The 24,934-nt window shown below is 39.7% G+C and carries 24 protein-coding genes; 6 read left to right on the top strand and 18 right to left on the bottom strand.

Going from position 1 to position 24,934, the window contains the following annotated elements:
* Positions 1-9 precede the first annotated feature (9 nt).
* The 8 genes from rpsA to LF817_RS04890 all read right to left on the bottom strand — a co-directional run bounded on the left by rpsA (position 10) and on the right by LF817_RS04890 (position 7,980).
* The gene (rpsA, locus tag LF817_RS04925; RefSeq protein ID WP_253934812.1) at positions 10-1,146 is read right to left on the bottom strand and encodes a 30S ribosomal protein S1; all 1,137 of its coding nucleotides are present in this window, start codon (positions 1,144-1,146) and stop codon (positions 10-12) included.
* A gap of 100 nt (positions 1,147-1,246) precedes the next feature.
* The gene (locus tag LF817_RS04920) at positions 1,247-1,837 is read right to left on the bottom strand and encodes a lysophospholipid acyltransferase family protein (RefSeq protein WP_253934662.1); all 591 of its coding nucleotides are present in this window, start codon (positions 1,835-1,837) and stop codon (positions 1,247-1,249) included.
* The gene (cmk, locus tag LF817_RS04915; protein WP_253934661.1) at positions 1,824-2,522 is read right to left on the bottom strand and encodes a (d)CMP kinase; all 699 of its coding nucleotides are present in this window, start codon (positions 2,520-2,522) and stop codon (positions 1,824-1,826) included. The genes LF817_RS04920 and cmk overlap by 14 nt, the downstream gene beginning before the upstream one ends.
* 164 nt (positions 2,523-2,686) lie before the next feature.
* Entirely contained in the window at positions 2,687-3,352 is a 666-nt protein-coding gene (locus LF817_RS04910; RefSeq protein WP_253934660.1) for a flagellar brake protein, read from the bottom strand.
* A gap of 127 nt (positions 3,353-3,479) precedes the next feature.
* Positions 3,480-4,814, bottom strand: a complete 1,335-nt coding sequence (gene ypeB, locus LF817_RS04905) for a germination protein YpeB (protein ID WP_253934659.1) — start codon at positions 4,812-4,814, stop codon at positions 3,480-3,482.
* A gap of 11 nt (positions 4,815-4,825) precedes the next feature.
* Positions 4,826-5,578: a spore cortex-lytic enzyme gene (gene sleB, locus LF817_RS04900; RefSeq protein ID WP_253934658.1), complete on the bottom strand. Its 753-nt coding sequence runs from the start codon at positions 5,576-5,578 to the stop codon at positions 4,826-4,828.
* A 1,306-nt stretch (positions 5,579-6,884) separates the two neighbouring features.
* A complete protein-coding gene (locus LF817_RS04895) occupies positions 6,885-7,694 on the bottom strand; it encodes an inositol monophosphatase family protein (RefSeq protein ID WP_253934657.1) in 810 nt (269 codons plus the stop codon).
* A gap of 97 nt (positions 7,695-7,791) precedes the next feature.
* Positions 7,792-7,980, bottom strand: a complete 189-nt coding sequence (locus LF817_RS04890; protein WP_253934656.1) for a hypothetical protein — start codon at positions 7,978-7,980, stop codon at positions 7,792-7,794.
* A 417-nt stretch (positions 7,981-8,397) separates the two neighbouring features.
* Between LF817_RS04890 and LF817_RS04885 the strand changes: the two genes are divergently transcribed.
* Positions 8,398-9,024, top strand: coding sequence for a YktB family protein (locus tag LF817_RS04885; RefSeq protein WP_253934655.1), 627 nt, complete (start codon positions 8,398-8,400; stop codon positions 9,022-9,024).
* A 22-nt stretch (positions 9,025-9,046) separates the two neighbouring features.
* On the opposite strand, the gene LF817_RS04880 is transcribed toward LF817_RS04885, so the two are convergent.
* Complete coding sequence (locus LF817_RS04880; protein ID WP_253934654.1) at positions 9,047-9,325, bottom strand: UPF0223 family protein; 279 nt, start codon at positions 9,323-9,325, stop codon at positions 9,047-9,049.
* Between the two features lie 18 nt (positions 9,326-9,343).
* Positions 9,344-10,300: an NAD(P)H-dependent flavin oxidoreductase gene (locus tag LF817_RS04875; protein ID WP_253934653.1), complete on the bottom strand. Its 957-nt coding sequence runs from the start codon at positions 10,298-10,300 to the stop codon at positions 9,344-9,346.
* Between the two features lie 119 nt (positions 10,301-10,419).
* Between LF817_RS04875 and LF817_RS04870 the strand changes: the two genes are divergently transcribed.
* The gene (locus LF817_RS04870; RefSeq protein WP_253934652.1) at positions 10,420-11,889 is read left to right on the top strand and encodes an aminotransferase class I/II-fold pyridoxal phosphate-dependent enzyme; all 1,470 of its coding nucleotides are present in this window, start codon (positions 10,420-10,422) and stop codon (positions 11,887-11,889) included.
* Between the two features lie 61 nt (positions 11,890-11,950).
* Here LF817_RS04870 and LF817_RS04865 read toward each other — a convergent pair whose 3' ends face one another.
* Complete coding sequence (locus LF817_RS04865; protein WP_253934811.1) at positions 11,951-12,061, bottom strand: GapA-binding peptide SR1P; 111 nt, start codon at positions 12,059-12,061, stop codon at positions 11,951-11,953.
* 177 nt (positions 12,062-12,238) lie between these two features.
* Positions 12,239-13,093, bottom strand: a complete 855-nt coding sequence (locus tag LF817_RS04860; protein WP_253934651.1) for a polysaccharide deacetylase family protein — start codon at positions 13,091-13,093, stop codon at positions 12,239-12,241.
* A gap of 694 nt (positions 13,094-13,787) precedes the next feature.
* Here LF817_RS04860 and LF817_RS04855 point away from each other — a divergent pair.
* Both LF817_RS04855 and LF817_RS04850 read left to right on the top strand, forming a co-directional pair.
* On the top strand, positions 13,788-15,314 hold the full coding sequence (locus LF817_RS04855; protein ID WP_253934650.1) for a glycine betaine uptake BCCT transporter: 1,527 nt from the start codon (positions 13,788-13,790) through the stop codon (positions 15,312-15,314).
* 722 nt (positions 15,315-16,036) lie between these two features.
* A complete protein-coding gene (locus tag LF817_RS04850; protein ID WP_253934649.1) occupies positions 16,037-16,435 on the top strand; it encodes a hypothetical protein in 399 nt (132 codons plus the stop codon).
* A gap of 38 nt (positions 16,436-16,473) precedes the next feature.
* Here the strand turns inward: LF817_RS04850 and lpdA are convergent, their stop codons facing one another.
* The 5 genes from lpdA to LF817_RS04825 all read right to left on the bottom strand — a co-directional run bounded on the left by lpdA (position 16,474) and on the right by LF817_RS04825 (position 22,391).
* Complete coding sequence (lpdA, locus tag LF817_RS04845; RefSeq protein WP_253934648.1) at positions 16,474-17,883, bottom strand: dihydrolipoyl dehydrogenase; 1,410 nt, start codon at positions 17,881-17,883, stop codon at positions 16,474-16,476.
* Positions 17,884-17,886: 3 nt separating this feature from the next.
* Positions 17,887-19,191 carry a dihydrolipoamide acetyltransferase family protein gene (locus LF817_RS04840; RefSeq protein ID WP_253934647.1) on the bottom strand — a complete coding sequence of 435 codons (1,305 nt, stop codon included), beginning with the start codon at positions 19,189-19,191 and terminating at the stop codon, positions 17,887-17,889.
* Positions 19,192-19,216: 25 nt separating this feature from the next.
* Positions 19,217-20,194: an alpha-ketoacid dehydrogenase subunit beta gene (locus LF817_RS04835; RefSeq protein WP_253934646.1), complete on the bottom strand. Its 978-nt coding sequence runs from the start codon at positions 20,192-20,194 to the stop codon at positions 19,217-19,219.
* A 3-nt stretch (positions 20,195-20,197) separates the two neighbouring features.
* A complete protein-coding gene (gene pdhA / locus LF817_RS04830; protein WP_289217257.1) occupies positions 20,198-21,280 on the bottom strand; it encodes a pyruvate dehydrogenase (acetyl-transferring) E1 component subunit alpha in 1,083 nt (360 codons plus the stop codon).
* Between the two features lie 451 nt (positions 21,281-21,731).
* The gene (locus LF817_RS04825) at positions 21,732-22,391 is read right to left on the bottom strand and encodes a YkyA family protein (protein WP_253934645.1); all 660 of its coding nucleotides are present in this window, start codon (positions 22,389-22,391) and stop codon (positions 21,732-21,734) included.
* Positions 22,392-22,582: 191 nt separating this feature from the next.
* On the opposite strand from LF817_RS04825, the gene def reads away from it, so the two are divergent.
* Positions 22,583-23,137: a peptide deformylase gene (def, locus tag LF817_RS04820; RefSeq protein WP_253934644.1), complete on the top strand. Its 555-nt coding sequence runs from the start codon at positions 22,583-22,585 to the stop codon at positions 23,135-23,137.
* A 383-nt stretch (positions 23,138-23,520) separates the two neighbouring features.
* Here def and LF817_RS04815 read toward each other — a convergent pair whose 3' ends face one another.
* Positions 23,521-24,324 carry a Cof-type HAD-IIB family hydrolase gene (locus LF817_RS04815; protein ID WP_253934643.1) on the bottom strand — a complete coding sequence of 268 codons (804 nt, stop codon included), beginning with the start codon at positions 24,322-24,324 and terminating at the stop codon, positions 23,521-23,523.
* Positions 24,325-24,724: 400 nt separating this feature from the next.
* Between LF817_RS04815 and LF817_RS04810 the strand changes: the two genes are divergently transcribed.
* A complete protein-coding gene (locus tag LF817_RS04810) occupies positions 24,725-24,934 on the top strand; it encodes a DNA-dependent RNA polymerase subunit epsilon (RefSeq protein ID WP_253934642.1) in 210 nt (69 codons plus the stop codon).

Genomic DNA, 24,934 nt, shown 5'->3' with positions numbered 1-24,934 from the left:
CACCGCCTATTACTTCTTATATTTATCTAACTGGTCACCGATCATATCACTCAATGAAAAGCCAGAGTTGTCGTCTTCCTTCTTTTCGTATTGCTTCACTTCTTCACGAGCTTGATCACGCTCCAATTCTTTCATACTCAATGAAAGCCTTTTAGCATTTTCGTCAACATCAAGAATTTTCACACTGACGGTTTCTCCTTCTTCCAGAACCTCACCAGGAGTTCCAATGTGACGGTTGGAAATTTGAGAAATGTGAACGAGACCTTCTACACCAGGGAACACTTCTACAAATGCTCCGAAACTGACAAGACGTCTTACAGTACCTTCAACCACTTCGCCGCTCTTCACTCTGCTGGAGAGATCATGCCACGGTCCAGGCTGTGTAGCCTTAAGAGATAATGAGATTCTCTCGTTATCACGGTCGACTGAGAGCACCTTTACATTGATCGTCTGTCCTTCTTCCACTACATCAGAAGCCTTCTCTACGTGCTCGTGAGAAAGCTGGGAAATATGCACAAGACCATCGATTCCGCCAAGGTTTACGAAAGCACCGAAATCTGTAAGACGCTGCACAGTACCTTCAATAACCTGTCCTTCCTCAAGCGATTGAAGAACCTCTTGTTTCTTCGTTGATTCTTCCGCTTCAACTACAGCTCTGTGGGAAAGGATGACACGGTTTTGGTCACGGTCTAATTCTACTACTTTCAGGCTGAGGCTTTTACCTTTGTACTCCTCGAAATCCTCTACGTAATAAGTTTCAACTAAGGAAGCTGGAATGAAACCGCGCAAACCGATATCAACTACCAGTCCGCCCTTGACCACATCTTTAACTTCTGCTTCGAAAATTTCACCGCTTTCAAACTTAGCTTCAAGATCCTGCCACGCCTGGTCAGCGTCTACAGCTCGCTTCGATAATACGATTTCATCATCTTCGACTTTTTTGACTTGCAGAGTAAGTTCGTCACCTTCATTTACCACGTCGGAAGCTTTTTCTACATGCAGACTGGATAATTCACTAATAGGTACAATGCCTTCAACTTTATATCCAACATCTACAAGGACTTGTTTTTCTTCGATTTTCACGACTTTACCAGTCACGATATCCCCTGCAGAAAATTCTTTCATCCCTGATACTTCATGGTTCATTTCATCCATACCAAGCTACCTCCTTCAATTTCCGACACAACCTAATTACAGAAATGCCCTTTTGTCTAACTTCTAATATTTATAGCGGTTTGTCAAGTGTTTAACCTTTTTCACTATGGATTTTATGCAATTGTCTGATTTCTTCCATAATGTAATCTGTCACCACTTGAGCAGAAGCCTTCTCATCACGATAAGACTGGATGTCGATAGGCTTCCCATAGGCTACCTTCAGAGGCTTAAACTTGCGATAAGGACCGATAATCGCACATGGAACTACAGCGGCCTGTGAGCGCAAGGCAAAGAACCCTATTCCCGCTAATCCTCTTCCGATCTCGCCATTCTTCTGCCTGCTGCCCTCAGGAAACAGACCTAAGGCGTGGTTTTCATTAAGAATATCCAATCCTTTTCTCAATGCGTTACGGTCTCTCATTCCACGCTTTATCGGAAAAGCGTGTACTCTTTTAAGAATTCCCCCAATAACCTTGTTTTTAAACAATTCTTCTTTTGCTAAAAAGTAAATGTTCCGGCTGTTTGTGATACCCACCACCGGGGGATCGACATTAGAAATGTGGTTGGAACAGATGATCACAGGACCCGTTTTCGGAATGTTTTCTTTCCCTACTACTTTAATTCGATAGAGTGGATAAAAAATGACAGAGCACAGCGCTTTACCGACTTTATATAAATCCATTCTCATCACCTCCCATTTGTTTTTGATTTACGATAGCAATGATTTGATCGACAACTTCTTCAATGGTAAGTGAAGTGGTATCAAGCTCAACGGCATCTTCAGCTTTCACGAGAGGAGAGGCCGTCCTTTTCGAATCGATCTCATCCCTTTTTCTAATATCTTCCATCAATTCCTCAATATCAGAGTGAAATCCTTTGTCTACATTTTCTTTATGTCTGCGTTCCGCTCTTTCCTTTACGGAAGCAATCATGAATATCTTCACTTCGGCATCCGGTATGACATGGGTTCCGATGTCTCTCCCGTCCATCACGATTCCACGTTTCTCTACAAGTTTCTGCTGGCGCTCAACCATGATTTTTCGTACTCTTGCATGTTTAGCGACATATGAAACGTTTGAAGTTACTTCATTCGTACGTATTTCGTTAGTTACATCTTTGTCATCTAAAAATACATGTTGTCCATCATGTTCTTGAACAAGTTCAATTTTTGTATGTTTCAATAAATCTGAAAGTAGATCTTCATTTTCAAGGTCTACGCTGTTTTCAATCGCTTTAAAAGTCAACGCACGATACATGGCACCTGTGTCCACATATATATAAGATAATTTTTCAGCCACTCTCTTAGCGACAGTACTCTTACCTGCTGCTGCGGGGCCGTCAATCGCTACTGCTAGATCACGTGTCATTAGGTTCTTCCTCCATTTTAATGCAGTACTACACACGAAAACGCACCACCTGGATAGAAAGCGCGCTTTGTTTATACGTTATTCAACGTGCTTATGTACCTCAATTAACATTAGTTATACTCGTAAAGAATAACATAAATTGCAGCTTGAAATCCATATAAATACTATTGCTGTTTACTTTTCCTTAGAAGCATCTGCTGTTCAAAGCAATATCGGATGATGATTTGTCGATGCTTTTCTTGAATATCCACAAACTTAATAGAAGTTGTCTCCCTCTGTTGTACTTTAGTCTCATCCGTCCGGACAACCGCTCCTGTAACGTCCACATAATGGTGTTCACCAGAATTCAATGCAAGTACCAATGTTAAGTTAACTAATGTTCCTTGCGCCATGGAGTGACCGGAAGGAAGAAGAACAGATACCCCTCCTCCACTCAAATCTCTACTGATCGTTGTGAAGTGTTTATCAGGATTTTCCTTTTCTTTGACAGCTATGTCGATAGTTGTGTCGATACGAACATATTGTCTTCTTTGTATTTTAATCAATTCCTTATTTCCTGGAAAAGTAAGTACTAGCACAGGAATATTCATCTTTCTCCTGGCTGCAACTTCTGTTTTAAACCAGTAAACAGCCTCATTTTCTCCAACGAAGCTTGCATTGAATGGAGTTCCTTCAAAGAAAAAAGCCGTTTTTTGGGTATCTATTTTTACTGGATAATCTATGTACACATAATCTTGGGTGAAATCTACCAGCTTACACTTGAAGCGTTCTATTTTCTCTTGACCGCTTTTATTCAATTCTAAAGTTAGGGAAGTACCTACTTTCAGCATATCCATCCTCTTTTCATTTATGAGACTTTAGCATCAAATACATTATCTCAAAAATTACTTAATAATGGTAGTGGATAGTTCAAAAGAATGATAAAAAGCTGCCCTTTCAGGCAGCTTTAATATATGCTTAAGCATCAAATTTCTGTTCACTTGTCCGCATCGTTTCCACTTTTTCTTCGTTACCGTTATCGGCATTGATGAAAATACGGTATGTTTCATCACCTTTAGTCGTTAAAAATTCAAAACAAAGAGTAGGTTCTCCCCCTTCATCTTCAATGACTGCTAAATGGTTATCTTGTATTTCAAGTCCAGGATTGACCATTTCCTTGGCCTCTGTTTCTGACAAACCTGGCTCTTTATTCACATTGTCATCTGGATGACTGAAATATTCGATCGCTTCAAGTCCTAGTAAATCTCCATTGTCTAATGCCACCTTGACTTGAACTGAATTAGGATAGTAGCGAATATCATCTTTCACATAAACGAACCGGAACACCCCAACCTTATCGTACTGACTGCTTTCAACGAGCTGCATATTGTCTAAATTCAGCTTATTCACGTAACTTTCGGCTTTAGAAGCGGCCTCTGATAAACCTATCTCAGCTTCCTTTATATCACGATTGATCATGATCATAAAAGGATACCCGCCTTGTCTCGACATGTCCATGTAACCATTTTTTCCATCTTCATTGTAAGAAGCGGTAACGGTAGGAACATCAGCGCCTTTTCCCGATTGAGTAACGGTGAATTTTGAATCATCGACATCCCCAAACCATTCTTTAGCAATATTGATGGCTTCTTTTTCCGAGATTTTTTCTCCCCCCAAATGAGAGAAATCCTGTTTTTCAGGGCTCGAGGACATCCCGGTTTCCATGTTGGTCTGTTGAAACCCGTCCATTGATTTCTCAACCGTTTTAAACCCATTAATGATTGTGTTGTCTGCTGTCTCATCCTTAGTCGCGAGAGCTAATTCAACATCCATCCACCTCAAATTATCTTTCAGTACAACATTTTGAACTTTACGTAATTCGTTACGGATATCTCCCGATTGCTTGTAAAGTTCTTCAAGTCCTGCAACTTCTTTTTCTGTCAGCGGCTCATCATCTAAATCACGGATCGCCGTATTATAGGCAAAGTCTCCTATATCATATAAGAATTGTTCCGTTTTATTAAATGGAAGGAGCGTCAGCGGTAACTGACCTACATCAGAGCTGGCTTCGGAAGTTATTCTCCAGATTTCAGCCAATTGAGGAGACAGCTGTTTTCTAGAATTCATGGCCAAAGTCGCACCGATTTTATCGTGTAACGTATCGACATCAGATGTCAATTCATGGAAAGCTCGTTGATAGCTGTTTTCTGCCTGGAGAAGAACAGCTGTCTTTTCCTGATGTTCTTTATAGCCAAATGCTCCAAGCCCGATTACTGTTATAGTCAATAATGAAATCGTAATCCAACGAAACATAACTTTACCTCCTATTTACAAAAAATATGTTTCCCTATTCGCTTGATTTGTGGTCTGGACCAGATCCAGCTTGAAGTTGCCGTGTTCGGGTTAAAATAGTATGTGGCATTCCCTGAAGGGTCCCATCCATTGATAGCATCAAGAACTGCTTCCTCTGCCTTATCGTTCGGTGTAAGCCAAATTTGCCCATCAGCTACTGCTGTAAATGCCAGTGGTTCAAAAATAACTCCTGAAACCGAGTTTGGAAAAGTGGCGCTTTCTAAACGATTCAAGATGACCGCTGCTACAGCCACTTGCCCTTCATAAGGTTCTCCTCGCGCTTCGCCATAAACTGCATTAGCCATCAATTTAATATCGTTTTGAGAATAACCTCCCGGAACATTGACTGCTGTAGGTTCAGAAGGAGCACTCTGCTCGTTACTGCCTTCGTTTTTCGGTAATGCCTGCTCATACCCCTTCGATGCTTTTACTAATTTGTTTTTAACCTGCTGACCGACTAATCCATCAATTTCCATTCCGAATTCATATTGAAAATTCCGCACAGCCCAATAGGTACTCCAGCCGAAAACTCCATCAACCTTTTTACTGTAAAAACCCAAATGTTTCAGTCGAGCTTGCAATTCTATAACATCTTGTCCAACTGCCCCATGCTGGATGACTTGATCACTGAAAGCGTGAACCTTTCCCTGGTCCTCCATATTTGGTACTGGTAATATTAATAGAGCGAAAAGTAAAGAAGCCATTGTGATTTTTCTCAAAACCATTTCATTTACACTCCTGACCCATTCCTGTATTTATAGAGGTAGTTTTATACAAATACGACACAATATACACAAACACATAAAAAAACCCCTCCAATTAGTTAGTTCTGATACTTTTGAGAAAAATGTAAAAAACACTTAATTATCCTGCTAAAACGAAGTTTGTTTAGACTAAAAATAGCAGTGTAAAATACAAAACGCTTGGATATTAAAATCCAAGCGCTTTTGTTTGTTAAAATATCTAGTTAAACTATAGCTCCCTTTAGTGGAAGACTCAGTTTCGAGACATAATGAGAATCTAGGGGCTCCGGGAAACGGATCGCTTTCCGGGGGGCGGGCGCTGAGCCTCCTCGAGCTTCGCTCTCCGGGGTCTCACCTGTCCCGCTCCTCCCCCAGGAGTCTCACCGTTTCCCTCCGCCCCTTTGCCATATAAGTATCTCGAAACCGCTTCAACAAAAGCAAACAATTCTGTTAGTACGCAGTTTCTCGGTCCAAGTGTCTCAGGCTGCAAAACCTTGCTATAAAGCTCTTAATCCGAAAGAACAGAGGGATGAAAAACACTTCTTCTGAGTAAAAGCGTTTTTTATCGCTTACTTCGCAGGGAGGAATGAGAACTGCGATGCTCCTTTTTAAATGCGAAAGCGCTTCGTCCAGCGGCGTATGAACTGGAATGAGCTGCCAGAGATAAAGGAAACAAGAAGACCATAGTGACTCGATCTTGACTTACAAAAATCGTTAGTCGCTAATCGCTAGAGCTCGGAATACGCAGCTTTGTTGAGAGATCAGAAGTCTTTTCCAGTGCCAGGAGGGTTCGTTCATTCCATTTCGCACGGGGGTGGTTGGGAAGCTGGGAGACTCCCGTGGGAGAAGGATGTAGGCGAGATCCCACAGGGCTGAAAAGCCCGAGGAAGCTCGCCACTTCCCCCACAGGAAAGCGAGTAGCTTCCCAACCACCCCTGACTCTCATTACAGCCACGAACCCTGTTTATCTCGAAACTGAGTATTAAAGTATCCTGCCATATAGTTTAAGAACAATCCTTGACAGACTCCACAATTATTTAAGCATAAAATCACATTTCCATACGATGTCTGTAATAATCAACATAGACATTAGCGCGTTAACAACAGTTATTATCCTTTTATTGCTATGATTCGACTTTGTATACTCATTCGAATGATGGTATCCATAATCGTTGTAGCAAAAAACAGCAGACCAAACATGCGACTTGGTCTGCTGATTAGTATGTTATTTTGTATGTTTCTCCACAAACGATAAACTACTAACTATGAAGCTGCGAATTTTAATGGGTTATTTTTTTAATGTGACAAATTCCTCTATGACGCCTGAATGTATTTGGGGGTGGCTAGCCATCATACTCGTTCGGTTTAGCATGTCCAGCTCGAGCCCGTCTGCAGTTGTAACGATGCCTCCCACTTCTTCAATGATGATTCGGCCGGCTGCAATATCCCAAGGCATTAAACTCATCGTTAAATAACCATCCAAAACTCCTTCAGCTACATAAACCAATTCAAGAGCCGCAGAACCATAGGATCTTGTGCTTCGGATTGTCTTCACTAAATTACCTACTCCTATATGGTCGATGTGAGGGTTTTCTGGAAGCAGCCAAGTCGTGTTTAACGCAATAATAGACTCTTCAATAGGTTTTTTATAGGTTAGTTCAGCTAACTTCTCTCCGTTCTTATAAGCCCCTCCCTCACGTAAAGCAGTATACATAACATCTTGCATCACGTCATAAATAATTCCAACTTCTCCTATTCCGTCTGTGTATATACCAACCGAAATCGCAAAATTTCTTTTCTGATGCACAAAATTCATCGTTCCGTCAATAGGATCTACAATCCAAACCGTTCCTGTTAAATCTTTTATATCGTCTCCAAAACCTTCTTCCCCAAATAAAAGATGCTCTGGAAATTCTTCCTTGATTTTCTCAGCAAAGAACTTTTCAGTGTTTTGATCCATTTCAGTGACAAGATCATTACGATTAGATTTGGTTTCGATTGTTCTCGGATCATCAATTTTCTTCCTGATACGTTCACCCGCTTCATGTACAAATGCTTTAGCTCTATTAAAAATTAATGTTCGTTCAGTATTATCCATAAACAAAAATTACTCCTTCGCAAAAGATTATCTGTTAATTATATCAAATATAATTCAATTCCGATAAAAAAAGAGCACCTCTTAAGGTTGCTCTTCTTTACTCAGACCATTCCAAGAGTTGCTTATGAAGATCCTTTAGACGAGTTTTGCATACTTCAATTTGCTCCTTGTCCCCAACTATCATAGCGTCATGCAGGGCTACTAATTCATAGTCGATTTCCATGCGGATTACGGGGAGCCTTTCTTCAGCTTCTCTTTTTCGTAATGCCTCCATTACATGTTTCACTGTTCTTTCCTCCCTTTTTCCTTCCTTAATTATATATATGACCGTAAGCTTCTAAAGTTTCAATAAGATTACTAGTTTATAACCTATTTTCTCACTTATAAAACCTTTCAAACACATTACTTAAGGAAAGTGATTTGTTGTGGTAAAATTTTTTATAGTTTAGAACTGTTGAGTTTTATTGTCGATTTCTCTTTAACGTTTTCACGCTTGGAAAAATATAAATGTTCATTCTTTATTTGCTCTATGCAGGAGATAAGGCTTTACAAACTCCAACGAACAAAAAAGATCAATAAACTCTCATCACGATGGCAGTAGAGACGACATTGACGACACTTTGGCTGTCGTAAAAGAACTTATTTTCTAAGGTGATTTATAACAAATGACAACATAGCATTAGTAAAGATAGGAGTTGAGTTAATGGGTGAGTTTAAGGGGTTTACACAAGAAGATTTTGACGTTTTCACTATTCCTGGGCTCGAAAATAGAATGGAAGCACTTAGAGAGAAGATTTCACCGAAATTAGAATCTATCGCTACTGAGCTGGAACCAGATCTTACAGCAATGACTGGAGATGAAATGTTCGTTCATGTAGCAAAGCATTTAAGAAGAAAAACGAATCCACCAAATGATACGTGGGCTGCTCTTGCTTCAAATAAAAGAGGATATAAAAAGCTCCCTCATTTTCAAATTGGCATGTGGGAATCTCATGTATTCATTTGGTTTGCCGTAATATATGAAAGTCCAATCAAAGAAGAATATGCACATACTTTGCTAAATAATAAAAAAGAAGTCCTATCTCTAGTGCCTAACGATTTCGTATGGTCTATCGACCATACGAAACCTGATGCCATCCCTCATTCGGAAGTAGATGAAGAAAAATTGGAGAAGATGCTGAAAAGGCTCAAAGATGTCAAAAAAGCTGAAATTCTTTGCGGCCGTACTATTTCCCGAGAGGATGATATTATTAAAGACCCTGAAAAATTCTTAGATTTCTGCCGCACCACTTTTCAAACTCTCCAACCGCTATATCAATATACGAAATAAGAGTCGTCTTAAGAGACGACTCTTATTTTTTCAATCTGATAAGCTGACCTGATCGGGATTCTTTCGCTTGCTTCACCGTACGATAAAACGAATACCCAGACTCTTTCTCAAATTTCGTCCCCAATTGTTTTTCTTCGCTTTTAGAGGGAACTATTTGTTTGAATCTAGTGTATGCTATAAGCAAATCTTCTTTTTTTACACTATCTTCATACGCTTTCTCTACTAACGAATAAAAGTTAACAACATCTATAATTTCTTCTTTTGACCAAAAAACTTCGTCGATCGGGTAATTATAACTCATCGTTTTCCACCTTTTTTATTATTTCCATTTAGAGCGGATGCTCTCAGCTTCATATAAGACACGCTCAAATAGCTCCTTTACAGATGGTACATCGTGTATTCTTGCTGTTACTTGCCCAGCCCAAGCAAATCCTTCCTTCTCTTTTCCTTCATAAATATACTTTCTATTTGTATCACCACTAATAAACGGCTTAAGTTTTTCATATCCAGATTTTGTGCTCTCGAAACTTACTATCTGATCCGTCCAATCATTTTTAAGAGCTCTGGCAGGAGCCCCAAGAGAACGTTTGATCACAACCGTGGAGTTTTCGTCAGCTTCAATAAGAGATTGTTTATAGAGATCATGTGCGTGCACACATTCTTTCGTAGCAATAAATCGTGTACCCATCTCAATTCCTTCCGCACCCAAAGCTAAAGCAGCCATCAAGCCTTTACCGTCCGCAATTCCTCCTGAAGCTATTACAGGTATATTTACCGCTTCGACTACTTGAGGGGTCAGTACCATTGTTCCGACATCCTCTCTGCCTATATGGCCGCCGCCTTCTTGTCCTACAACCATAACCGCGTCAGCACCTAAAGCTTCAGCTTTGATAGCCTGCCGCTTTGCCGCCACAAGAACTAAAGTTTTTATTCCTTTACCCTGAACCATTTCCAGAATCGGCTGGGGGTTGCCTCCCGTAACCGAAATGACAGGGACTTCTGCATCGATAGCCGTCTGGACCATAGACTTGAAAGGTCTACCATGCTGTCCTATTGCAAAATTAACTCCGAAAGGATTAGGAGTCAACAATTTCATTTTATGTATTTCCGCTTCCAGCTGTTTTTCATCATCCATACTCATAGCAGTAATCTGACCTAGTCCACCAGCATTAGAAACTGCGGAAGCTAACTCAGAATATGCCAAATGAGCTAAACCTCCCTGGACGATTGGATATTGGATGTGTAACAGGTCTGTTATCCGAGTTGACCATTTCATGGAAAAACCTCCTCATGTAATCATTTTACCACGAAGTGCTGCACTTTATAAAACTAGCCAATACCTGATAACTTTGCTATAATTCACTTGCTTTTACGATGATTAAGAGGTGTTACAATATGGACCAAAATCAAACCCCATTATTTACTGGACTTAAGAAACACGTTTCGAATGACCCCATTCAATTTCATATACCCGGTCATAAACAAGGAAAAGGAATGGATAATGAATTCTCAGAATTTATAGGGACACAGGCATTATCCATTGATTTAATAAATATTCAACCGCTTGATGACCTCCACCACCCACACGGAATGATCAAAGAGGCACAACAGCTTGCGGCCGAGGCTTATGGAGCCGACTATACTTTCTTTTCCATACAAGGCACCTCTGGAGCAATCATGACGATGGTAATGAGTGTATGTCATCCAGGAGATAAAATAATTGTTCCTAGAAATGTTCACAAATCTGTAACGACAGCGATCATTTTTTCTGGAGCCATTCCTATTTTCATTCACCCTGAACTAGACGACTCTTTAGGAATATCTCATGGCATTACTCCTGAGTCTGTAAAAAAAGCCTGCCAGGCTCATCCTGATGCGAAAGCTGTACTCGTCATTAATCCCACTTACTTTGGCGTAACAGCAGATTTGACCCAAATCGTTCAAATCGCTCACGATTATGACATGCCCGTACTCGTGGATGAAGCTCATGGCGTGCATATACATTTCCATGATAGGCTGCCCGCTTCTGCTATGCAGGCCGGAGCAGACCTTGCGGCAACGAGCGTGCATAAATTAGGAGGAGCGCTTACTCAGAGCTCTGTACTTAATTTAAAAGAAGGTCTAGTGTCTCATGAGAAAGTACAATCCGTCCTTTCTATGCTGACAACAACCTCCACCTCATACATTCTGCTCGCTTCTCTTGATACGGCAAGAAGAAACCTCGCGATATATGGAAAAGATTTATTAGAGTCAACCATACAGCTAGCGGATTATGCAAGAGACCATATCAATAAGCTTCCTCGACTTTACTGTGCAGGTGAAGAAATCTTAGGAAGTTCAGCAACTTACGATTATGACCCTACGAAATTGATTGTATCTGTGAAAAGCCTGGGTATTACTGGATACGATGCTGAAGTTTGGCTTAGAAACAATCATCATATAGAAGTGGAATTGTCCGATTTATACAATATACTGTGCATCGTCACGCCAGGTGACTCGGAAAAAGAAATCGACTTACTAATAAATGCTTTGAAGGATTTGTCCAATACATTAGGAAGCAGAGAGGCTATCCAGGAGACAAAAGTGTACGTTCCGGAAATTCCTTTGTTAGCCCTGACACCTAGAGAAGCATTCTACTCTGAAACCGAAACCGTCCCCTTTAAATCCTCGGTAGGCAGAATCAGTGCAGAGTTTATAATGGTTTATCCGCCAGGGATTCCTATCTTTATCCCCGGAGAAATAATCACTGCCGAAAACATTAACTATATCCATGAAAATGTAGCCGCCGGACTTCCGGTACAGGGTCCCGAAGACGACACTTTAGAAACTATACGGGTCATTAAAGAACATCGTGCATTTAAATAAAGAAATCAAACGTTAAGGGGCGTCATCCAAATTTGGATGACGCCCCTTCATTTTTTCAAATTTATTTACTTGGCTGGTTACAGGATGGACATTTGCTGTAAATAGTCGATACTTTTTCATTCTCGTAATGCTCGATTACTTTTTGACAATCTTGGCAAATAATTGTTCCCATTTTCATTATCCCACCTTAGTAAGTATTTGAAATCGCTTTCAACGTAATTCTTATTTTAATATGACACATTTAAAATTTCAAGCCCTTTAGTATAACTTTTTTTAAAATGTGCCATACTAATAAGTCACCATTACATGTATATTCGCTTATAACAAAAAAAAGAACGATGAGCACTGCTCACCGTTCTTTTTTTTCATCCAGCATTATCCTAGAAGGATCAATGAAACCATAACCTTTTTCCTCAAATCCTTCAATGATTTGAGGGATAGCTTCAGCGGTCCATTCCCTGTCGTGCATTAATAAATTAGCTCCAGGGACTAACAACTCTGTATTGACCATGATATCCGCTAAACTTTCAGCATCCTGATATTCTGCTTCCCAGTCATAGCCATATGTCCAGTTCATTAACAGCATACCTTCATCTTTCGCTAATTGTTCTGTATACTCTGTGTTTTGACCAAATGGAGCTCTGAAAAATTCAGGACGTTCCCCTGTTATCTCTTCAATCTGATCATTTAAACCCACAATTTCACTTTTTTGTTCTTCTACTGAAATATCTTGCAAAGAAGGATGTGACATCGTATGGTTGCCAATTGCAAATCCCATATCGTAAATTTTCTTCAAGATTTCTTCTTTTTCAGGAGTGTTGATAAAATGACCGTTCACGAAAAATATCGCAGGAGCATTATATTCTTTTAATTTTTTCGCCATTTCCAGCCCAAACTGGTCAGGAGCGTCGTCAAACGTTAATAATACAACATCTTCCTTTGCATCTTCAATTGGCTCAAACGTCCAAATGTTGTTCATTATGTATTGGGGTTCTACACTACCGTCCTCTTCCCCTGCTGCGTCTTCCTTCTTTTCTTTCTCTTCTTCCTTAGCTGAAGAGTCTTCTGACGGTTCCTCTACTTCTTTTTCCACGGTAACTGACTTGCTGTCACCATTAGACTCCTCTTCTTGCTTCATTGCTTCCTCATCACCGCAAGCAGCCAGTAAACATAACGAAATAACCACTAAAACCCAATATTTCATATTTGCCCCCCTATTTACTATATCTGTATATTCATATTATAGGCTATTTAATTATCACTTTTCACTATAGTCATTTAAAGTTTTTGAAAAATAAATAAATGAGACTTTTGATTCATAATTAATTGTCTGTTATTTCTGAATGGAACATAGGAAGTTGACACAATTCGATATTCGTTTTATTCTTTATGAAAGCCCAAAAAAATTGGGCTTTTTCTTATGTCTTTAGTAGTTGGAAGAATAGTGGATTCCAATTCCTTTGTTGTTTTCAACATTCTTCGACAGCTTTTTTGTTTCGTTCACTTGGATGTTGGGTAATATACTGATTGGTACTATCATCTCAATTCTTAAAAGTTATCTTATGATATTCTCCTCCACTCAGCTCAATTTTCATCTATGTTTAAGTTCTCCCCATTTTAAACATGGATTCTTGAAAAGTTTTGAGCAGCCAACAAAAAAGTCAGACCTCTAAGAAGTTACAATTTAATGTGAACATACGGGTAAGATAAGTTGCGGGACTTATTTTATTTTAACCTTTTGTAAGTTATTCACATGCATAATTTTCTTGATTGCTCATTAGTACTTTTAAGAATTGAGATGACACTATGGAACAACTATTATTTAAAGATCAACCAGGAATTTCATGCATTGGATTCTCTTACAATTTCTCGTAAATTCAATGGAAAGGATGTTTGATATGCAACAAGTTTCAAAAGTCTTTTATATCTCACTATTAGTAGCAGGTCTATTTATTGCTTGGGGCGCATGGCCCGACTCGAATATCTCGGAAGTAACTACAAGCATCCAGGGTTTTATAACAGATAAATTCGGATGGTTCTACTTACTTTCTGCAACAGGATTCCTCATATTTGCCATTTATTTAGTATTTTCTAAATACGGAAAGCTTAAACTCGGTAAAGAAGAAGATGAACCTGAGTATCCATACATTACGTGGTTCGCCATGTTGTTCAGTGCTGGAATGGGGATCGGCCTGGTATTCTGGGGAGCCGGAGAACCGATTTCTCACTTTAATGCACCACCCGGCCTAGATACTGAAGCCGAAAGTCAAACTGCCGCACAAGAAGCGATGAAATACAGCTTTTTTCACTGGGGATTACATCCTTGGGGGATTTATGCAGTAGTCGCTTTGGCGTTAGCTTATTTTAAATTCAGAAAAGGAGCTCCCGGGGTTATTAGTGCCGTTCTCGTGCCATTGATCGGTGAAAAGAGGGTCAAAGGACCAATTGGTACGACAGTAGATTTTATTGCAGTGTTCGCCACGATCTTCGGAGTAGCCACTTCATTAGGTTTTGGCGCACTGCAGATTGCTGGCGGCCTAGCCTTTCAGTTTGATGGAATTGAAAACACAGTAACACTCCAATTCATTATTATCGCGGCCGTAACTATACTCTTTATGACTTCCGCAATGACTGGATTAAATAAAGGAATTAAATATTTGAGTAATACAAACATCGTCTTAGCCTTATTGCTCATGTTCTTCCTGCTATTTGCAGGTCCAACTAACTTTATTATGGATTATTTCACTTCTACCTTCGGCTCATATGTTAGGGATTTACCATACATGAGCTTTAGAATGACACCATTCTCAGAAGACAGCACGTGGGTCGGAGACTGGACAATCTTCTATTGGGCCTGGTGGATCTCATGGTCGCCTTTCGTAGGTACTTTTATTGCCCGCGTTTCAAAAGGACGTACGATTCGTGAATTTATTCTTGGAGTACTCTTAGTCCCTACAATATTTGGCTGCCTATGGTTCTCTGTATTCGGCGGAACGGCTATTAACCTTGAGTTCTTCCATGGACAAGACATTTATGGTGATGTAAGTGATATAGGAGAAGAAGTCGCTCTCTTCTCAGCGTTACAGCACGTACCATTAGGTGGCGTAATGTCAGTCATTGCATTACTGCTGATCAGTACTTTCTTTATTACTTCTGCAGACTCGGCTACATTCGTTCTAGGAATGCAGACGACGAACGGCAGCTTGAATCCTGATATTAAAGTTAAGTTTATATGGGGTGTTGTGCAAGCAGGTACTGCTTCTATCCTGCTGGCTACGGGCGGTTTAACTGCATTACAAACTGTTTCAATAATAACCTCATTACCTTTTACAGTCTTATTAATCCTAATGTGTATCTCCCTATTTAAAGAATTTCAAAATGAAGGAAAAAAAGTCGGGATTAAAAAGAAGAATAGTGCAAAATAATAAAAGGAGGACTTCCTATACGGAAGTCCTCTTTTTTTGGCTCTAAAATGTTTGTTAGGGTCTTAGAAAATTTAAATATAAAATACACACAAGCTCCTCTTTCTACCACACTTGGATTGTCTAGAACAAAGTGTGTGAGGAAGCTGTGTGAATGGGCATTTTAACATGTCATTACCGTGATTAGAAGATGCAGCGGCCACTCAATTGGAACAAGTGGAGGGTTTTTTCCGCATTTTAGTCAAGGTTCCCAAACAAAACCAGACATGCCCGGTTTGAAGATGATGTGAGTGTACGATTACCGCCTTCAAAGGGTGCAGCACCTCAAGCTATTTGAGCGCGCGTCTTACCATTAATATAAGAAGCGCCGCTATGTTTGCGGTTGAGATAAACGATTCTTACAGAGAAATTCCATCTTACAACGCTACCAACCTCACAGAAGGACTGGAATTAAGCGATAAGCTAAGGTACGACCACCTTCAATTGGAAGTATTACTACATCTTCATTTTAAAAATTGTAAAGGATTTCAAGTAGGATAAGGAGTAGGAGATTTGATCCTCCCCAACAATTGGCTTAGAACCTCTTTTTTTACATAAAAAAGTCTTTATAACAATCTTATTAAACACAAAACATAGATTTATCATCTTCATGACAGTTATATAACAACAGATGTTTTTGAACTTCTGTCTGATACACTCTTAATTGTGAAGAAGGAGTGAAAAGTATGCTGAAAACTTTCATGACTATACTTATAACTGGCTTATTAGCATGTACGCTCTCAAGCTGCGAAGCAAATGATGAAACAATTAAACTAATAAGCGCTGAGCCTTCCGGATATAAAATTAACTTATACAGCCACCCTGATGATCAGGAGCAGGCTAATGATTACATGTCTGCCCTTTTAAACTGGAAAACTGCTCAAGAAGATGATGGGTTCCTGTCATTTAAAGAAACTACACTAAGTTCTGAAGATATTAACATTTCTGCAGACCAACTGCCAGCTCTTGTTATTTATAAGGATGGGGAACTCATTCAATCAATTAGTGGAAACAATAGTGATCCTAGCGAAATAAAAAGCACTTTAGATAATACAGTCGCTCTATCCAATAACAAAAACTCCTAAGCCCTTTCCGGCTTAGGAGTTTTTAATGAAATTCATGATTATTTTACGATATGAATAGGCTGTCCCATAGCTACTTCAGCAGCTTCCATCGTAATCTCACCTAATGTTGGGTGTGCGTGGATTGTTAAAGCTAGATCTTCTGCTGTCATTCCAGATTCAATAGCTAAACCAAGTTCAGCAATCATATCACTAGCATTCGGTCCAGCAATTTGCGCACCGATAACAAGACCATCATCTTTACGAGTGATCAATTTCAAGAAACCGTCACTATCGTTAAGAGATAGGGCACGACCGTTAGCTCCGAATGGGAATTTTGAAGCATTCACTTCGTATCCTGCATCTTTAGCTTCCTGTTCAGTATACCCGACTGTAGCAAGCTCTGGATCTGAGAAGACTACCGCAGGGATACCGAGATAATCGACTTCAGATTTCTCGCCTGAAATAACTTCAGCAGCGATCTTTCCTTCATAAGAAGCTTTGTGAGCCAATGGAGGGCCATCGACGATGTCACCAATCGCAAAGATGTTATCTACGCTTGTACGACACTGTTTGTCCGTTTTAATAACACCTTTATCACTCATCTCGATGCCTAACTCTTCAAGACCGATTTCATCCGTGTTCGGACGGCGCCCTACAGTTACTAATACGTAGTCAGCGTCAATTGTTTTCTCTTCGCCTTTAACTTCATACTTAACTGTAACACCATCTTTTGTTTCCTCTACTCCTTTGGCCATCGCGTTTGTAACGACGTCCACACCTTTCTTCTTCAATCGGCGTTTGACTAGAGAAGACATTTGTTTTTCAAATCCTCCTAGGATATCCTTCATTCCTTCAAGGATGGTAACCTCTGTATCGAAGTTAGCATACGCAGTACCAAGCTCTGTACCGATATAGCCTCCTCCAATGACAACCATCTTCTTAGGTACTTCTTGTAAAGCTAAAGCACCCGTAGAATCGATGACACGGTCAGAGAATTTGAAATCAGGAATTTCGATAGGGCGGGAACCTGTCGCAATAATACAGTTATTGAACGTGTAAGTTTGAGAATTTTTGTCATCCATTACACGAACAGTGTTTTTATCTACGAAATAAACTTCACCCTTAACAATGTCAACTTTATTTCCTTTAAGAAGTCCTTCAACACCGCCAGTAAGTTTATCTACAACTGATCCTTTCCACTCTTGTACCTTGGAAAAATCAACAGTCGTTTTTTCAGACTTGATTCCCATGTCTTCAGAACCTTTTGCATGCTCAAAACGGTGACCTGCTTGAATAAGGGCTTTGGAAGGTACACAGCCTACGTTAAGACATACTCCTCCAAGATTTCCTTTATCAACAATTGTAACCTTTTGACCAGTTTGTGCAGCACGGATAGCAGCTACATAGCCGCCGGGTCCTGCACCTACTACTAATGTGTCTAACTCAATTGGAAAATCTCCTACTACCATACTTTACGCCTCCATCATAATTAGTTGTGGATCGTTCAGTAAACGCTTGATGTTATTCATTGCATGTTGAGCTGTTGCACCGTCAATCATACGGTGGTCAAAGCTTAATGAAATTGCAAGAACTGGAGCTACAACTATTTCACCATCACGAACTACTGGTTTTTCAGCGATACGGCCGATACCAAGAATCGCAACTTCTGGGTGATTGATTACTGGAGTGAACCACTGTCCGCCAGCAGACCCAATGTTAGTTATTGTTGTAGAAGCGCCTTTCATATCATCAGACCCTAATTTACCATCGCGAGCTTTTACAGCTAGTTCATTTACTTCACTTGAGATAGAGAAGATGGATTTACGATCAGCATCTTTTACTACCGGTACAAGTAAGCCTTTATCTGTATCAGCCGCAATACCAATATTATAGTAGTGTTTCTGAATAATTTCATCCGTATTGTCATCTAAAGATGTATTTAATACTGGATATTTCTTCAGAGTCGAAACAAGTGCTTTCACTACATAAGGAAGATAAGTCAATTTGATATCTTGCTCAGCCGCAACTGCTTTAAATTTCTTACGGTGGGAAACCAATTCAGAAACATCCACTTCATCCATAAGCGTAACATGAGGAGCAGTGTGCTTGGAATTAACCATCGCTTTAGCAATTGCTTTGCGGATTCCGCTCATTTTCTCGCGAGTTTCTGGATATGCTTCTCCTGCTGCAGGTGCAGATTGTGAAGAAGTTTCTTCAGTTGCTTTTTCTTCACCAGCGTCCTCAGTAGTTTGCTCGGAAGTTGCTGAAGCTTGATCTCCGCTCAAGAATTGATCGACATCTTCTTTTAGGACACGGCCGTTTTTGCCTGAGCCTTGAACTTTTCGGATGTCAATTTCGTTATCACGGGCATACTTCCTAACTGAAGGCATAGCGATGACACGCTTATCATCATCCTCTGCATCTTCCTCAGAGTCTGCTGCAGGTTTTTCATCTTTAGACTCACTTTTTGCTTCTTCCTGCTTTTCTTCTTTCGGCTCTTCTTTGGAATCTTCAGCTGATTCTTCCGGGGCATCTTCAGAACCATCATCAATAGTGATAATTACTGTACCCACTGTTGTCGTTTCACCTTCATCAACGTGAATGTCTTTGACAGTACCATCCACTTGAGAAGGAATTTCTACGACTGCTTTATCATTTTGTACTTCACAAAGTACATCATCTTCTTTTACTTCATCACCAGGTTTAACAAACCACTTTGCGATTTCACCTTCATGGATACCTTCACCGATATCAGGGAGTTTGAATTCGAACGCCACGATAATTACCTCCTGTAATTAGGATTTAAAAATTCATTACTTTATTAGCTTTTTCAACAATATCTTTATGGTTAGGAAGCCATATTTCTTCAGCTTGTGTGAACGCATATACTGTGTCCGGTGCTGCTACACGTAGTACTGGCGCTTCAAGATGAAGGATCGCTTTCTCCTGGATCTCAGAAACGACACTAGCCGCGATACCCGCTTGCTTCTGTGCTTCTTGAACCATAACCGCACGATTAGTTTTTTCAACAGAAGCGAGAATTGTTTCATAATCGACCGGGCTTACTGTGCGCAAGTCGATTACTTCTGCACTTATTCCGTCCTGTTCAAGTTCTTCAGCCGCTTTCAGGCAAGAGTGCACCATAGCACCATAAGCAATTAAAGTCACGTCTGATCCTTCACGCTTCACTTCTGCTTTCCCTAGTTCAATAGTATATTCCTCTTCAGGGACCTCTTCACGGAATGAACGGTAAAGCTTCATGTGTTCTAAGAAAATGACCGGGTCATTGTCACGAATCGACTGGATAAGAAGTCCTTTAGCATCATAAGGATTGGAAGGAATAACGACTTTAAGTCCTGGCTGCTGTGCCATAAGACCTTCCAGGCTGTCCGCGTGAAGTTCAGGAGTGTGAACACCGCCGCCAAAAGGAGAACGGATTGTAATAGGCATGCTGCGAGTGTTACCTGTACGGTAACGATAGCGAGCCATCTGTCCGCTGATTGCGTCCATAGTTTCGTATACAAACCCAAAGAATTGGATTTCAGGTACAGGACGGAAATCAGTTAGTGCAAGCCCGATGGACAAACCACCGATTCCGGATTCAGCAAGAGGGGTGTCAAATACACGCTCTTCTCCGAATTCATCTTGAAGACCTTCTGTTGCACGGAATACGCCGCCGTTCTGGCCAACATCTTCACCAAATACGAGCACGTTTTCGTCATTCTTAAGTTCAGTGCGCATCGCGTCTGTGATGGCTTGAATCATTGTCATTTGTGCCATGATTTACTTCGACTCCTTTTCCTTATATTCTTCCATTTGCTCTTGAAGGTTGGAAGGAAGTTCTTCGTACATGTTCTCTATAAGATCAGTTACTTTTTGTTTTGGTGTATTATCTGCTTCTTTAACTGCAGCTTTTATTTCTTCTTTAGCTTTTTCAATCAATTCGTTTTCTTCCTCTTCAGACCAGAGATCTTTAGATTCAAGGAATGTGCGGAAGCGAACAATTGGGTCCTGCTTTTCCCATTCATTATCCATATCTTCCGTACGATAACGTGTAGGGTCATCACCAGCCATAGTGTGAGGTCCATAACGATAAGTGAGTGTTTCAATCAATGTAGGTCCTTCACCGTCTACAGCGCGTTGACGAGCTTCCTTAGTCGCTGCATATACTGCAAGCACGTCCATACCATCTACTTGGATGCCTTCGATACCAGCAGCAACTGCTTTTTGAGCAATTGTTTGAGCAGCAGACTGCTTCTCTACTGGAACAGAAATAGCAAAACGGTTATTTTGAACGACAAAAATGGATTGGGCGCCAAATGCACCTGCAAAGTTAATTCCTTCATAGAAGTCACCTTGAGAGGCACCGCCATCACCTGTATAAGTAATCGCTACAGCGTCTTCTTTACGCTTTTTAAAACCTAGTCCGACGCCGGCAGCTTGTGTAATTTGAGCACCAATGATGATTTGAGGGCTTACTGCATTAACACCCTCCGGCATTTGATTCCCTTTAAAGTGACCACGCGAGAAAAGAAACGCCTGATACAACGGAAGCCCGTGCCAAATCAATTGTGGTACATCACGATATCCCGGCAAAATGAAGTCAGCTTTTTCTAAAGCGAACTGACTACCTAGCTGGGAAGCCTCCTGCCCTGCTGTTGGAGCATAGAACCCTAAGCGTCCTTGTCTATTTAGTGCAATTGAACGTTGATCCAAAATTCTTGTGTAGACCATACGCTTCATTATTTCTTTAAGCTCTTCATCTGAAAGATCAGGCATAGCATCTTCATTGACGATTTTGCCTTCTTCATTAAGGATTTGAAACATTTCAAACTGATTTTCGATATTCTCGAGAACTCGTTTCAAAGTAATCCACCTCTTCCTTTCTTCTTTTAAAATTGGATGCTAGTTCTAGCCTTCCCAAAATTGTAAAAAAACTGTACCGATTACCTCTTAAGAATTTACCCTCAACTGTTATTTATTAATCATTGAAGTATTTGTAAGTGTAACTGTTACAATTTCAGTAAATTCTTAATTAGTACAATACATTTCCCTACTGTAGTTTAGCTTAATCTATAGGAGTCGTCAATCTCTCATATTTAAATAAACTTTGTATTGATTAGTTCCTATAGCGGTAAAGGGCCTCTTATAATTAAAAGGTCATTTCCCAATTCTGTACTAATGAAATTATTAGCCTGTATTAATTTTACGTTTTTTCAATCTCAGATGCAAATAAAAGAGCCGACTATGAGTAAGTCGGCTCTTTTATAGGGCTCATCATACCTTCAATCTGAAATAAGAAACAAAAGGAGCTTTTTTACGATTCATCATAATTAATCTCTAGATCAGTTGATTCGTAAAAAGATTTCTTTTGTTCATTGTACTCTTTTGTAAATTCATTAAATTCGTCATTTGCTTCGATTACTTCATTATAACTTTCATTGATTTCATCAACTTTTGCTTGTAAATCATCTTTTGCAAGGTCTTCGTCCTGCATCATCTCATATAACTCTGAGTCCAAACTAAGCGCTGCCTGATAAGCTTCGTTTAAACTGTTATATGCTTCATAGCGCTTATCCATCGTTTCAATCAATTGATTAGCTTCTTTCTGGGCTTCATCTGATTCTAAATCTTCTACAGGAGATTCAATCTCGTCAAATTCTTCTTTTGCTTCATCAATACTCTCTTTTTCAGTATCAATAAGTTCCTTGCGTTCTTGCACAATTTCCGCAGCTTCGTTGGATTGTTCTTGAATCTCATCAAGCTGCTCTGCGTCCATCTCAATAATCTCGTTATAAATTTCTTTTTCTTCGGCTTCTAGTTCTTGCAAAGGCTGCTGCTGTTCCTGGAAAGTCTCTTCAAGCGAAACGGCTTCTTCTAAATGTTCATGGATCTGTTCTTCAGGTGTTTGGTTAGAGCATCCTACCATCAAAAAAGCCGCAGCAGACAGAGACGTCACAATTTTTAAATACCCCACTTCTTTTCCCCCTTTTTTGCGTAAGAATTATATGTATATATTAAATTGCTATTTTAATATTAAAGTAAGTTGACAAAAATTAAAAGGCTCGGTTTAAGCATACGCAATTTTTGTTCAACAAATCACTTGAAGTCATTTATGTGTTAGAATAATGTGTAATGTGTGCTTATATATAGAAAGGATGTCATAGGATGATTACGATGGAAGATATCGTTCGTGAAGGTCACCCCGCCCTAAGAAAAGTAACGGACGAAGTAGAATTACCACCTTCTGAACAAGATGTTAAAACGTTAGAAGCGATGCTTGAATACTTGAAAAACAGCCAGGATGAACAAGTTTGTGACAGATATGGCTTACGCCCTGGTGTAGGGCTTGCCGCTCCTCAGATCAATGTGAATAAACGGATGCTTGCTGTACACTTTATTGACCTCAATGACAAATTATACAGTTACGGTATTTTCAACCCTAAAATAGTCAGTCATTCCGTAGAACGTACATATCTATCGACAGGAGAAGGCTGCCTTTCTGTTGATCGTGAAGTACCTGGTTATGTAGGAAGATACCGTCGCATCACTGTTAAAGGCACTGACTTGGAAGGTAACGACCTGAAACTGAGATTGAAGGACTATGCCTCTATTGTATTCCAACATGAAATCGATCATTTAAATGGCGTGATGTTTTACGACCACATCGATCCCGATAATCCTTTCAAGGAACCTGAGGGTGCAAAACCAGTTGATCGGTAAGATATGAAAATAATCTGTACGTAAAGCTTTTAAAGCGAAAAAACTACCAAGAATATTAAGGCTGCTGAGAGTTACTTATAAAAATCGCTCCATTCGTTGTTTGTTAAGTATAGTCACTAACATTTCAACGGGTGGAGCGATTTTTTATGAGTAATTTAAGTTGTTTTTTATAATTAAGCATTAGTTGAAATGTCAAAATTGTTAAATAGTCATCTTTAAGACTTTCGGCTGTGCTGTCAACTGGATATGTGGAAAATTGTAATTTTGAGAATAACACACTTTATGCGAGAGGGTGGTGAACCTCCTAAAGCTATTGTCTTCTAGAAGCTTACCAGTCAATCTATTCTCATAAGGATTAGCCTGAAGAATGAAACCTCCAGTTATCACAGCAATTTTAATTCATAAATTGCTTTGGCAAGACCATCTTCTGCTACGTCGCCCGTCACATAATCGCTCACTTGCTTAGCAGCGTCTACAGCATTACCCATGGCCACACCTGTACCTACTTCGCTTAACATTTCTATATCATTTAAACCATCACCGAACGCATACGTATCTTTCAGGTCTAAGTTCGCAGCTCTGATCATTTGTTTAATACCCTCCGCTTTAGAGCCTCCTGAAGGTAAAACGTCGCAGGAAAGTTCATGCCAGCGTATATAATCGAATTTTTGATGGCGATCCCTGTAATAGTCTATTTCATTCCCCTCACAAAAAAGTAAGGATTGATAAATTTCAGTTTGGTGATAAAATTTGTGATCGACCGCAGGATACTGAAAATGAAGGGAGCTTAAGCTTTCTTTAATAAAATGATCTTCCTCGGTGGTCGCTCTCATACCCTTTTCATTCATAAAAACCATCGGGTGATTATTTTTGTGGGCATCCTGATGAAGCTCTTCTAAATGTTCGTAGGAAAGCGGATTTTTATAAATCGGTTCGCCTTCAAATACTACATATTGTCCATTAAAACTAACGTAGGAATCGATTCCAAGGGTTTCCCTGATTTGTTCATACATAAATGGCGCTCTTCCAGTAGCTATAGCACAAAACACCCCATTGTTCTGCAGGTCTTTTACCGCTTGAATCGTAGAAACCGGAAGCTCTTTATCATGATTAAGTAGAGTTCCATCAATATCAAAAAATGCAATTTTTTCAGCCAATATTTTTTCCTCCAAACTCTGTTTACTCATCCATTTTATAAAGTATACATGTGCTGGCTATACTTTAGCATGAGAGGATATATTTGAGAAGTTTTACGAATGATAAAACAAATTGATTGAACCAAAATGTTTCTTTCTTACGCAATCCGTATTATACTATAGATAACAGGGATTGGGCGGTTTAGCGTTTTTAGTGTCTTTCTTCATCGGTGAAAGGAGATGGATGCACATGATGAAGCGTCTAAGAAGAAGGCTTCGAAAACGTTGGAAAAAAATCATGGAACGTAAGAGCTATGCTTAAAAAGTACTGTCATATAGCGGAGTATGACAATTTCACCTTTATTTTTTAATGACTAACTAAATTAAAACGTGCTATCATTACATTTAGAAAAATTTATGGAAATTATATCTAGTAAGGAGAGATTGATGAATGGTATTTAAAGTTTTATATCAGGAGCTGTCGAAAGAAGTTCCTGTACGCGAACGTACGAACGCTATGTACGTTGAAGCGGAATCAGAGAGAGATGTACGTCAGAAATTAATTGAAAAAGAGCTTAATATTGAATTTATTCAAGTGTTAAATGAGGAACATTTGGATTATGAAAAACAAAACGAAGATTTCCAATTGGAGAATGTATAA

Origin of the sequence: Halobacillus sp. A1 (assembly GCF_024189295.1) — a bacterium.
GTDB lineage: Bacteria > Bacillota > Bacilli > Bacillales > Halobacillaceae > Halobacillus_A.
The sequence above is the reverse complement of the archived record's forward strand: the minus strand, read 5'-3'. Positions and strand labels throughout refer to the sequence as shown.

What these genes read in the sequence shown, in the direction of transcription:
- LF817_RS04855 (WP_253934650.1), top strand. Translation starts at nt 13,788, where the DNA reads ATGCAACAAGTTTCAAAAGTCTTTTATATCTCACTATTAGTAGCAGGT.
- LF817_RS04880 (WP_253934654.1), bottom strand. Translation starts at nt 9,325, where the DNA reads ATGAGTTATAATTACCCGATCGACGAAGTTTTTTGGTCAAAAGAAGAA.
- sleB (WP_253934658.1), bottom strand. Translation starts at nt 5,578, where the DNA reads ATGGTTTTGAGAAAAATCACAATGGCTTCTTTACTTTTCGCTCTATTA.
- ypeB (WP_253934659.1), bottom strand. Translation starts at nt 4,814, where the DNA reads ATGTTTCGTTGGATTACGATTTCATTATTGACTATAACAGTAATCGGG.
- LF817_RS04835 (WP_253934646.1), bottom strand. Translation starts at nt 20,194, where the DNA reads ATGGCACAAATGACAATGATTCAAGCCATCACAGACGCGATGCGCACT.
- lpdA (WP_253934648.1), bottom strand. Translation starts at nt 17,883, where the DNA reads ATGGTAGTAGGAGATTTTCCAATTGAGTTAGACACATTAGTAGTAGGT.
- LF817_RS04810 (WP_253934642.1), top strand. Translation starts at nt 24,725, where the DNA reads ATGGTATTTAAAGTTTTATATCAGGAGCTGTCGAAAGAAGTTCCTGTA.
- LF817_RS04885 (WP_253934655.1), top strand. Translation starts at nt 8,398, where the DNA reads ATGGGTGAGTTTAAGGGGTTTACACAAGAAGATTTTGACGTTTTCACT.
- rpsA (WP_253934812.1), bottom strand. Translation starts at nt 1,146, where the DNA reads ATGAACCATGAAGTATCAGGGATGAAAGAATTTTCTGCAGGGGATATC.
- LF817_RS04910 (WP_253934660.1), bottom strand. Translation starts at nt 3,352, where the DNA reads ATGCTGAAAGTAGGTACTTCCCTAACTTTAGAATTGAATAAAAGCGGT.
- LF817_RS04815 (WP_253934643.1), bottom strand. Translation starts at nt 24,324, where the DNA reads ATGAGTAAACAGAGTTTGGAGGAAAAAATATTGGCTGAAAAAATTGCA.
- cmk (WP_253934661.1), bottom strand. Translation starts at nt 2,522, where the DNA reads ATGACACGTGATCTAGCAGTAGCGATTGACGGCCCCGCAGCAGCAGGT.
- LF817_RS04875 (WP_253934653.1), bottom strand. Translation starts at nt 10,300, where the DNA reads ATGAAATGGTCAACTCGGATAACAGACCTGTTACACATCCAATATCCA.
- LF817_RS04860 (WP_253934651.1), bottom strand. Translation starts at nt 13,093, where the DNA reads ATGAAATATTGGGTTTTAGTGGTTATTTCGTTATGTTTACTGGCTGCT.
- LF817_RS04920 (WP_253934662.1), bottom strand. Translation starts at nt 1,837, where the DNA reads ATGGATTTATATAAAGTCGGTAAAGCGCTGTGCTCTGTCATTTTTTAT.
- LF817_RS04865 (WP_253934811.1), bottom strand. Translation starts at nt 12,061, where the DNA reads ATGGGAACAATTATTTGCCAAGATTGTCAAAAAGTAATCGAGCATTAC.
- LF817_RS04870 (WP_253934652.1), top strand. Translation starts at nt 10,420, where the DNA reads ATGGACCAAAATCAAACCCCATTATTTACTGGACTTAAGAAACACGTT.
- LF817_RS04850 (WP_253934649.1), top strand. Translation starts at nt 16,037, where the DNA reads ATGCTGAAAACTTTCATGACTATACTTATAACTGGCTTATTAGCATGT.
- LF817_RS04895 (WP_253934657.1), bottom strand. Translation starts at nt 7,694, where the DNA reads ATGGATAATACTGAACGAACATTAATTTTTAATAGAGCTAAAGCATTT.
- def (WP_253934644.1), top strand. Translation starts at nt 22,583, where the DNA reads ATGATTACGATGGAAGATATCGTTCGTGAAGGTCACCCCGCCCTAAGA.